This window comes from Mesorhizobium sp. M7A.F.Ca.AU.002.02.1.1 (assembly GCF_003998535.1).
Classification (GTDB): Bacteria; Pseudomonadota; Alphaproteobacteria; order Rhizobiales; family Rhizobiaceae; genus Mesorhizobium; species Mesorhizobium ciceri.
In genome coordinates this window covers 1-9,151 of sequence record NZ_RZPB01000179.1, presented here as the reverse complement: position 1 = coordinate 9,151, position 9,151 = coordinate 1, and the positions used below count along the sequence as shown (strand labels likewise).

At 63.9% G+C, this 9,151-nt stretch carries 10 protein-coding genes; 2 read left to right on the top strand and 8 right to left on the bottom strand.

What is annotated here, in order from left to right; translation table 11 throughout:
- Positions 1-1,665, bottom strand: a 1,665-nt coding sequence (flhA, locus tag EN879_RS13595) for a flagellar biosynthesis protein FlhA (RefSeq protein ID WP_127274090.1), incomplete at its 3' end; no start/stop codon positions are given.
- Between the two features lie 147 nt (positions 1,666-1,812).
- Between flhA and EN879_RS13590 the strand changes: the two genes are divergently transcribed.
- Both EN879_RS13590 and EN879_RS13585 read left to right on the top strand, forming a co-directional pair.
- Entirely contained in the window at positions 1,813-2,112 is a 300-nt protein-coding gene (locus EN879_RS13590) for a putative quinol monooxygenase (RefSeq protein WP_063168928.1), read from the top strand.
- Between the two features lie 136 nt (positions 2,113-2,248).
- A complete protein-coding gene (locus EN879_RS13585; RefSeq protein ID WP_063168927.1) occupies positions 2,249-4,030 on the top strand; it encodes a chloride channel protein in 1,782 nt (593 codons plus the stop codon).
- Positions 4,031-4,051: 21 nt separating this feature from the next.
- Here the strand turns inward: EN879_RS13585 and EN879_RS13580 are convergent, their stop codons facing one another.
- The 7 genes from EN879_RS13580 to EN879_RS13550 all read right to left on the bottom strand — a co-directional run.
- Positions 4,052-5,695 (bottom strand): MFS transporter, encoded by a 1,644-nt coding sequence (locus tag EN879_RS13580; RefSeq protein ID WP_063168926.1) that lies wholly within the window; start codon positions 5,693-5,695, stop codon positions 4,052-4,054.
- A 229-nt stretch (positions 5,696-5,924) separates the two neighbouring features.
- On the bottom strand, positions 5,925-6,191 hold the full coding sequence (gene fliQ / locus EN879_RS13575; protein WP_013529773.1) for a flagellar biosynthesis protein FliQ: 267 nt from the start codon (positions 6,189-6,191) through the stop codon (positions 5,925-5,927).
- A gap of 24 nt (positions 6,192-6,215) precedes the next feature.
- On the bottom strand, positions 6,216-6,623 hold the full coding sequence (gene flgD / locus EN879_RS13570; protein WP_013529774.1) for a flagellar hook assembly protein FlgD: 408 nt from the start codon (positions 6,621-6,623) through the stop codon (positions 6,216-6,218).
- The gene (gene flbT / locus EN879_RS13565; protein WP_013529775.1) at positions 6,623-7,066 is read right to left on the bottom strand and encodes a flagellar biosynthesis repressor FlbT; all 444 of its coding nucleotides are present in this window, start codon (positions 7,064-7,066) and stop codon (positions 6,623-6,625) included. Before flbT ends, flgD begins: the two co-directional genes overlap by 1 nt.
- Entirely contained in the window at positions 7,063-7,410 is a 348-nt protein-coding gene (gene flaF / locus EN879_RS13560; protein WP_013529776.1) for a flagellar biosynthesis regulator FlaF, read from the bottom strand. The genes flbT and flaF overlap by 4 nt, the downstream gene beginning before the upstream one ends.
- Positions 7,411-7,441: 31 nt before the next feature.
- Positions 7,442-8,485 carry a flagellar hook-associated family protein gene (locus tag EN879_RS13555; protein WP_013529777.1) on the bottom strand — a complete coding sequence of 348 codons (1,044 nt, stop codon included), beginning with the start codon at positions 8,483-8,485 and terminating at the stop codon, positions 7,442-7,444.
- Positions 8,486-8,489: 4 nt separating this feature from the next.
- Positions 8,490-9,151 (bottom strand): flagellar basal body rod C-terminal domain-containing protein (locus EN879_RS13550; protein ID WP_281034590.1); only part of this gene is annotated, 662 nt, incomplete at its 5' end.

Sequence of the window (9,151 nt, the reverse complement as noted above, 5' to 3'; positions counted from 1 at the left end):
CAGGTGCAGATTGCGGATCGAGACGCGCTCGGCGAGCAGCAGCTTCAGCACCGCCTGCAGGCCGGGATAGGAGATGTGCGTGGTGCAGATCTCGTCGGCGAGCTTGCGGTATTCCTGGTCCTGGCGTTCGAGCAGCGCCTTCATGTCCTTGTAGGACAGAAGCTGCGGCAGGTTGTTGCGGATGACCTCGGAGAGATGGGTGAGCAGCACCGACATGTTGTCGGCGAAGGTGTAGTTCTCGCGCTTCAGATCCTCGGCGAAGGCTTCGACCACCGAATAGGCGCGCATGCCGAAGGCCGGCTCGCGGATTTCCTCGCCCGGTATCTCGGGTATGTCGCGATTGCCGAGCAGCACCATGATCTCGCCGACGCGCATCTGGTATTCGGCCACCACGGTGCCGTGCACCTTGATCTGGTAGCTCTTCGGCGGGATGGCGAAATCGTCGGCGACACGCACTTCCGGCACGACGAAGCCGTACTGGGTGGCGAATTTCTTGCGCATCTTGCCCATGCGGAAAACCAGTTCCTGATGCGACGTCAGCAGCCTTGTCGACAGCTGCTTGCCGATCAAAAGCTCGATCTCGGCGGTGGCGAGCGAGGCCTTGACCGAGTTCTTCTCCTCCTCGACCTTGGTCGCCTTTTCCTGGTCCTTGATCGCCTCGGCTTCGGCGAGGACACGGTTGGCGCGCATCGGGATGACGTAGCCGAGACCGGCCATGCCGGCTGCGAGCGCAAAGAACGGGAACAGCGGCAGGCCGGGCATCAAGCCGAGCAGCACCAGCAGCGATGCCGCGACATAGAGGGCGCGCGGGTGGGCGCCGAGCTGGCCGAACACCGCCTGGTTGGTCGAGCCGCGGGTGCCGCCCTTGGAGACGAGCAGGCCGGCGGCGAGCGACACGATCAGTGCCGGGATCTGGGTGACGAGGCCGTCGCCGACCGACAGCTTGATGAACACGTCGGCGGCTTCGCCCATGCCCATGCCGTGCCTGATGTAGCCGATGGCAATGCCGCCGACGATGTTGATGGCGGTGATGATGAGGCCGGCGATGGCGTCGCCGCGGACGAACTTCGAGGCGCCGTCCATCGAGCCGAAGAAAGAAGATTCTTCTTCCAGTTCACGGCGGCGCAGCTGCGCGGTCTTGTCGTCGATCATGCCGGCCGAGAGGTCGGCGTCGATCGACATCTGCTTGCCGGGGATGGCATCGAGGGTGAAGCGCGCGCCGACTTCGGCGATACGCGTGGCGCCCTTGGTGATGACGATGAAGTTCACCACGATCAGGATCATGAAGACGATGAGGCCGATGACGAAGTCGCTGGCCATCACCAACTTGGAGAAGCCGGCGATGACGTAGCCGGCGGCATGCGTCCCTTCATTGCCATGCGACAGGATCATGCGCGTGGTGGCGATGTTGAGCGACAGCCGCAGCATGGTGGCGATGAGCAGCACGGTTGGAAAAGACGAAAAATCGAGCGGCCGCTGGATCCACAGCGCCACCATCAGGATCAGCACCGAAAGCGCGATCGAAAAGGCGAGGCCGACATCGATGAGAAAAGCCGGGATCGGCAGGAACAGCACGGCAAGTATGATGACGATGCCGATGGCGAAGAAGACGTCGCGGCCGTTCTTGGCGGCCGCGCCGGGCTGAATGCTTTCGCTGATCGCCATATCGTCCTCAAACCCCATAGACTGCCGAGCGCGCGACAGCCCTGTGAGGGTAGTCCGCCAAGCTTGCGCGAGGGTGGGAGACTGGCTAGTTCGAACGATCATGCGCAGGTCGCCGTGTCGGCTAGCCTCGCCAGGAAAGGGAAACCCATGCTTCTGATCATCGGCACCATCCGCTTGCCGCCAAACAAATTTGAGGAAGCCAAGCCCGCAATGGAACGCATGGTTTCAGGCAGCCGCGCCGAGGTCGGCTGCATCCAATATTCCTATGCGCAGGATGTTTTTGATGCCGGGCTCATCCGGGTCACGGAAGTCTGGAGCGACAGGGCAGCGCTCGACGCGCACTTCGCCTCGCCGCACATTGCGGACTGGCGTGCGAGCTGGCCGGCGCTCGGCATAGGCGAGCGCAACCTCGTACTCTATGAAGCCGGCGAGCCCATGCCGACCTGAACGGTCCATCGGCCCGATCGATATCGCGTCCACTTGTCGCCAATGTGGTGTCTGTCGGCATTGTGGTTGCCATGCCGTGCCGCCGGGCGTATCAGGCTGGCTTTCCACTGCCTTTCGATATCGGCGAGCCGCCCCGGTGCTTTCCAGAAACCACAGCGAAGTTTACGCCCGCCGGCTGCGCGCGGTGCTGATCAGGTCGTTGCCCCTGCTCGAGGCACGCGGCATCGTGGTGGTCATCCTCGCCGGTGTCGTAGGCGTCATGGCTGGCATATTGGTCACGGCGATGAGCCAGATCGTGCAGGACCTGCACGGGCTGCTGTTCGGCGTTCAGCCTGGCGGCCGGCTTTCCGGCATGTTCTCGCTCGCCAATCCGATGCAGGCGCTGATACCGGCGATCGGCGGCATACTGCTGGGGCTGACGGTGGTCTGGCTCCGGATACGGAAATTCCGCACACCGATCGACCCGATCGAAGCCAATGCGCTCTATGGCGGGCGCATGTCGCTGACCGACACCTTCATCATCGCCGGCCAGACGATGATCTCCAGCGGTTTTGGCGCCTCGGTCGGGCTGGAAGCCGGCTACACGCAGGTTGGCTCCGGGCTGGCATCGCGGCTGGCGGGCATCTTCAGGCTGCGCCGCAACGATGTCCGTATCCTGGTCGGCTGTGGTGCGGCCGGCGCCATCGCCGCTGCCTTCGATGCACCGCTGACCGGCGCCTTCTACGGCTTCGAATTGGTCATCGGCATCTACTCGGTCGCCAATGTCGCGCCTGTCATGACCGCCGCGATCTCAGCCTCGCTGACCGCTGAAATGTTCGGCGGGGTGCCTTTCCCGCTCGAGCTTTCGGGTCTGCCGGCGCTCACCGCCAGCCAGTATGTGCCGTTCCTGCTGCTCGGGCTGCTCGGCGGTGCCGCCTCGATCGCCATCATGCATCTGGTGACGCTGATCGAGCGCGGTTTCGCCAGGCTGTCGATCGATGCGTCGCTGCGCCCCGTCATTGGCGGCGTCATCGTTGGCTTGTTGGGGCTGATCACGCCGCAGGTGCTGTCCAGCGGCCATGGCGCGCTGCATCGCGAATTCTCGATGAATTACGGGCTGGCCGTGGTGGCCAGCGTCTTCGTGCTCAAGCTGGCGGCGTCGGCGGTCTCGCTGGGATCGGGTTTTCGCGGCGGGCTGTTCTTTGCCTCGCTGTTCCTCGGCGCGCTGCTCGGCAAGGCGTTCGCGGATGTGATGCTTGTTATTTCTCCGGCAACCGGCATCGACCCTGCCGTCGCCGCCGTCGTCGGCATGACGTCGCTCGCCGTCGGTGTCGTCGGCGGTCCGCTGACGATGACCTTCCTGGCGCTGGAATCGACCCGCGACCTGACGTTGACCGGCGTCGTGCTGGCCGCCTCGATCATGTCGGCCATCCTGGTGCGCGAAACCTTCGGCTACTCGTTCTCGACATGGCGCTTCCATCTGCGCGGCGAGACCATCCGCAGCGCCCACGATGTCGGCTGGATGCGCAGCCTCACAGTCGGCTCGATGATGCGCAAGGACATCAAGACCATCTATGCCTCGACGACGCTGGCAGCCTTCCGCAAGGAGGTGCCGCTCGGCTCTGCCCAGCGCGTCATCGCCGTCGATGCGGGCGACCACTATGTCGGCGTGCTGATCGTGGCCGAACTGCACAGCGATCCGTCCGATGGCGAGGTGCCGGTGCGCGATCTCGCCAAATACAAGGACGCGGTGCTGGTGCCGAGCATGAACGTGCAGGCCGCCGCGGAAACATTCCAGCGGGCGGGCGCCGAAGAACTCGCCGTGGTCGAGGATTTCACCGACCACATCGTGCTGGGCCTGTTGACCGAAGGCCATTTGATGCGGCGCTATGCCGAGGAACTCGACAAGGCGCGCCGGGACCTGTCGGGCGAGGGGTAGAGGGCAAGAGGGGTTACGGGCTTAATGCTCGATCGGCCCCTTGGCCATCACAAGCGCCGTGCCGGCGGTGGTCGGGCGCTCGATCATGCGTCGTACGCGGGGCGGTTCGTCGCCGCTGTGCAGGGCCCGCACGCGTTCGCCGATGACGGCGTCGGCATGGGTGATGCGTCCATTGTGCCTGATATACTCGATCCAGGTCGGCGTGTGATAATGCTCGATCCATACGGTGGGATTCTCGAGATCGCGCGCCAGCGTCCAGTTGCGGGCGCCGTCACGGCGGCGGATGCGGCCGCGTTCGGCCATGATGGCGAGGAACTCCGGTTCGTCCTCGTGGCGGATCACATATTCGATCATGATGGCGATGGGACCACTGCGCGGCTTCAGGTCAAGCGCCAAATGCGGTTCCTTGAAGCGATTGAGCGGGTCGAGGTTGAGCACCTGCTGTTGCGGCAGCGGGAGCAAAAGACCGATGGCGCCGCCGGCCAGCATGGCGATGCTGGCGGCGATCAGCGCGGTTTCGGCGCCATGCGCGTCGGCGACGACGCCCCAGATCCAGCTGCCGAGCGCGATGCCGCCGAAGGTCGCGGTCTGGTAGACCGACAGCACCCGGCCGACCACCCAGCGCGGCGTCGCCATCTGCACCGTGACGTTGAAATGCGAAAGCGCGATCACCCAGCAGGCACCGCCGACAAGCAGGCCGAGCGATGTCTGCCAGGCATGCTGGCTGACGGCGGCATTGAAGGCGCAGACGGCGAAGCCGGCGAACGCACAGCGCACCATCGTCTCGCTGGAGAGCAACTGCCGCAGCCTGACGCTGATCAAGGCGCCGCCGACCGCGCCGATGCCGAAGGCGCCGAGCATGATGCCATAGGTAAGCGCATCGCCCTTGACGACGTCGCGCGCCACCAGAGGCAGCAACGCAAGCACAGCGCCTGCACTGAAGCCGAACGCAGCACCCCTGACCAGCACCTTGCCGATATTGGGCGACATGGCGACATAGCGCAGGCCGGCGCCCATGGCGGCCCCCAGCGACTCGCGCGGCAAGGTCGATACCGGCACGTTCGGCTTCCAGCGCGCCAGCACGACGATCAGGCCGATATAGCTCACCGCGTTCGCCGCGAAGGCGGCTGCCGCACCGGCGGCGGCGACGATGATGCCGCCGATCGCCGGACCGACGCTGCGCGTCAGGTTAAAGCCCATCGAATTGAGGGCGACGGCCGCCGGCACCTTGTTGCGGGGAACGATATCGCCGACGGAGGCTTGCCATGATGGGCTGTTGAGCGCGGTGCCGCTGTCGATCAGGAAGGTGAAGGCAAGCAGCGTCCATGGCGTGATCAGGCCCGAATAGGTGAACAGGGTCAGAAGCACCGACACCACCAGCATGAAGGTCTGGGCGACCAGCATCACCTTGCGCCGGTCGAAACTGTCGGCGATGGCGCCGGCGACCAACGCAAACAGCATGATCGGCAAGGTGGTCGAAGCCTGGACAAGGGCCACCTGATAGGGCGAGGTGGCGATCGTGGTCATCATCCAGGCGGCGCCGACACCCTGGATCAGGCCACCGAAATTCGAGACGAGACTTGCGCCCCACACGGCGCGGAAAATGCCGTGCCGGAAGGGCGCCAGCGCCGAGACGCTCTCGCTGTCCGGCTTTTCGTCAATCATTTGGGATTCCTGCCATGTCGTGCCTGCCCGTCAGACAATCCGTTTGCGCAGACCGTTTGCCGAAAGTAGGGCATGGCGCCGCAAAGGGCAAAAAAGCTCATGGTCCAACAATGGGATAGAGGCGGTCCAGGCCTTGTCTGCCGTGCGTGCGGAGGCGCCAAGGGGATCGGCGGCGTCTGTCTTCGGACAATTACGAACGGCATGCCGCGGCACGCCTTCCCAAAACAGGTTAGAACCCGTTCTGGATGCGCTCGAAGATGACGTTGGTGAAGGCCGATATCTGGCTGCCGATGAAGGGGCCGGTCAGCGCCACCACCAGCATGATGGCGACGATCTTCGGCACGAAGGTCAAGGTGATTTCCTGCACCTGGGTCAGCGCCTGGATGAGGGCGATGCCGATGCCGACCACCATGGCGACCAGCACCACCGGAGCGGACGCGACGAGCACCGTCCATACCGCGTACTGGACGATGTCGAGAGCGTCGGCCTCATTCATGGGACTGGCTCTCTGTCGAAAGCGTCAGCTTGCCGCCTTGACCGAAACTCCCGGACCGACCGCGACTTCGGTGCCGTTCTGCAGCACGGCGATGAGACCGTTGCTGGCGAGGCGCACCGAAGCCACGGTGCCCGTCGTCAGGCCGTCGGCGGAGGTTATCGAGCGCCCGATCAGTGCGTCGGCCTGCGACAGCGCCGAGGACTGCATGATCTGATTGAGCTTGGTGTTGGTCTGCACCGATTGCTCGACCTGCGAGAAGGTGGCGAGCTGGGCGACATACTGCGTCGAATCCATCGGCTTGGTCGGATCCTGGTTCTTCATCTCGGCGATCAGAAGCTTCAGGAAGGACTGGTAGTCGACTGCTGTCTTCGAGGTGGACGCGGTGGCCTGATTGGCGCCGGTCGGAATCGTCGTCGTCATGTCCACGTTCATCAGTATCGTGCTCCCACAGCCAACGGGCGCTCGGCACCCGAAACATCGTCATTCCCACCCAGCGCGCGGCGTTCGAGCGGATAAAGTGCGCGGATCGCCTTCAGCGCTTCGTAGATATGGTCCTCGCCGACCATGCGGTCGATCTGTTTCAGCGCGCTGCAGATCTGGCCGTCCTCGAAGCTTGCCAGAAGCAGCGGCAGCGAACGACGGAACATCTCGCGTGCGGCGGCGGCGCCGGCCGGGTTCATCAGCATGACCTGCAGGATGAAATAAAGCTGCTTGAGCGGTGTCGAGGCATCTTCGGCCTGGATCACGTGGTTTTCGAGCAGGAACTGGACGTCGTTCATCAATTCGACGGTGACCTTGCGGTCGACCCGGATGACGGCGCCGTTGATGTAGATCTTTTCGTTCGGCTTCAGCGATATCTTCAGCGTGTTGGTCATTGAATGCCGTCCCTGATGATCTGGGACACCTCGATCAGCCCTTCGAAATTGTTGGTGCGGCCCTGACGGATGTCCTCCGCCTCGCGCAGCAGCCACAGGCCGATGGAAATGAGGTTGGCGCGCAGTTCCTTTGGCAGAGCGTTGTCGCTGGAGCCAAGATCCTCGACGAAGGCGGTCCAGACGCGGTTGGTGAAGTGAAGCGCCTCTATCGCCTCCATCGAACCGTGGCCGGCCACTGCTGCTGCCGCCAGCATGTCGATCGAGCGGGTCAGAAGCTCGCGCTCGCGGTCCTTCGCGTCGGCAACGGAGTTGCTCTGGATGTCGGCGTAAGAGAATTGGTACATCGTTGGGGCTCTACCGTTCCGTTAAGCGTTGTCAGGTCAGGTAATTCAACAGGCTGAGCTGCTGCAGGCGTGCGGTCAACGCGAAAGACGTTTCGATGTGCTGTGTCAGGTCCGCGACCCGTGTCGCGGCTTCGGCCGGATCGACAGCTTCCAGGTCGAGAATGTGCCGTTCGAAAAGGTCGACCTGCGTTTTCATCCGATCGTTGGCATCGGAAACCCGCTTCTGGACGATGCCGGTCTCGGATTGAAGCTGGCCAATGCCGCTCAGCGCTTCGCCAACCAATGTGGTGGAGCGGCTGACAACCGTATTCTTCGCCGCCTGGCTGATGTTGCTGGACATCAGGCTGCTGACCATGGCTGCCGCCATTGCGAGCTTCTGGATGCCGGCGCTGTTGGCGCTGGTCGACGTCGGTGTGGTTTCGTTGAGTGCGATGCGGCTGACGATCTGCTGGTCGGTGGCGTTCGACCAGTTGCCCTGCCAACCAGCGCCCGTGAACTGCGGGGCGACATCATTGGTGATGAAATCGTCCATCTGGGCAGCCGTGATGTCGGCCGCGAGCGGATCATCCTGGGTGAAGCCGAAATTGGCGACGAAAGCGGCGTCGAATGCCGCCTTGGCGGGGGAGCCGGCAGCTGTGAAGTCGTTGATTGGCTTGACGTCGGTGTTGGTGCCGGCGAACAGGTATTCGCCATTGACGCTGGTGTTGAGGATCGAGGTCAGCTGCTGGATGGTCGCCTTGCCGGAGGATTGGGTGAGGCTGTTGGACGAGTCGCTTGAGGAGGCGGTGGTCAGGGCGGACAGGAACGTCTGAGCGGCGGTCGAGAGTTGACCAAGCGAGGTCTGCGTCGAGGAGAGCCGGGCGCCGACCAGGCCGTTGGAATCGATGATGACGTTGAGCCGGTCAAGATCGCGCTGGAAAGTGACGGCCTGGGTGGTGCGCCCGCCGAGAGCCAGGCCGACGTCGGCGACCCTGCCCGTCGAGGATTCTTTCGTGGCTTTGACGAGTTCGGCCTGCATGCGCATCTGCTGGGAGCGCATGGCATTGGAGATTGCGGCCGAGGAGACTGAAGTCATGGAATTATCCCACCGCGTTGAGCAAGGCCGTCATCATGTCGTCGACGGTTTTCATCATCCGGGCCGATGCCTGGTAGGTGTGTTCGAGGTCGAGCAGCAGCGACATTTCCTGGTCGACATTGACCCCGGTCGCGTTGGACAGCGCCTCGGCGCTGCGCGACGCCAGTGCTTCCTTGGCGTCGGAGGCGGTCGAAGCCTGCTGGCGCACGCCCTCGAACCAGCCGATCGAACTGGCGGCGTAGTCGGACACGCTGGACGTTGCCGAAACCCCGGCGGCGGGGTCGAAAGTCATCGGCTGGTCGAGCCGGTCGCCATAGGCAACCAGAAGGGTGGAATAGGATGCGCCACCGCCCGTGTTGGCGACGTAGGCCGCACCGTTGGCTCCGCCGTCGCGCAGCAGCATCGGGTTGCCGCCGGTGCTCGGGTCCATCGCTGCATTGACGCTGATGGACGCGGCAAGGCCGTTGACCAGCGTGCCGGCGGCCGGCACGGCCGGCGCACCAGACCAGGTGAACAGGCCGGCGGCGTTGGCCATCGAGGGTGCGGTCTCGGCAAAGGCTGTGATCAGGCCACGCGCGGTCTCGTCGAGCTGGCTCTGCATGGTCGAGGCGACGCCGTCACGCAATTGCAGCAGGCCGGCAATGCCGTCTACATCGACAATGTGCC